The sequence below is a fragment of the Pontibacillus chungwhensis BH030062 genome (assembly GCF_000770675.1).
GTDB lineage: Bacteria > Bacillota > Bacilli > Bacillales > BH030062 > Pontibacillus > Pontibacillus chungwhensis.
This window is the reverse complement of record NZ_AVBG01000034.1, coordinates 1-518: the sequence shown is the minus strand read 5'-3', so window position 1 is coordinate 518 and position 518 is coordinate 1. Positions and strand designations below refer to the sequence as shown.

Genomic DNA, 518 nt, shown 5'->3' with positions numbered 1-518 from the left:
AAAGTGAAAAACGGTTATGTCTACATTCTTATCTAGTTTTGAAGGTACTTAGAAAAAATCTAAAATACCTGTTGACTTTAATCGAAAGATAAAGTACAATATATCTTGTCCTTGTAAAAAGGATCAATAAGGTCTGGCGGTTTTGGCGAAGAGGTCACACCTGTTCCCATGCCGAACACAGAAGTTAAGCTCTTCAGCGCCGATGGTAGTCGGGGTTTCACCCCCGCAAGAGTAGGACGCCGCCAGGCTTTATAAATACGGAGGATTAGCTCAGCTGGGAGAGCACCTGCCTTACAAGCAGGGGGTCGGTGGTTCGAGCCCGCCATCCTCCACCATTTCTTTTAAAACTAAAGATCGTAAGCCGACCTAGCTCAATCTGGCAGAGCAACTGACTTGTAATCAGTAGGTTGGGGGTTCGAGTCCCTCGGTCGGCACCATTTCGATTGTTATACGTATGATATAGATTAGTAAGAGCCATTAGCTCAGTTGGTAGAGCATCTGACTTTTAATCAGAGGGT

The 518-nt window shown here is 45.0% G+C and carries 2 tRNA genes and 1 rRNA gene; all 3 read left to right on the top strand.

What is annotated here, in order from left to right:
• The first annotated feature begins 132 nt into the window (after nt 1-132).
• The 3 genes from rrf (at nt 133) to N780_RS19080 (ending at nt 437) form a co-directional block, all read left to right on the top strand.
• Nucleotides 133-248 (top strand): 5S ribosomal RNA (gene rrf / locus N780_RS19090).
• Nucleotides 249-259: 11 nt separating this feature from the next.
• A tRNA-Val gene (locus N780_RS19085) sits at nt 260-335 on the top strand.
• Between the two features lie 25 nt (nt 336-360).
• Nucleotides 361-437: transfer RNA gene (locus N780_RS19080), tRNA-Thr, on the top strand.
• The last annotated feature ends 81 nt before the right edge of the window (nt 438-518 follow it).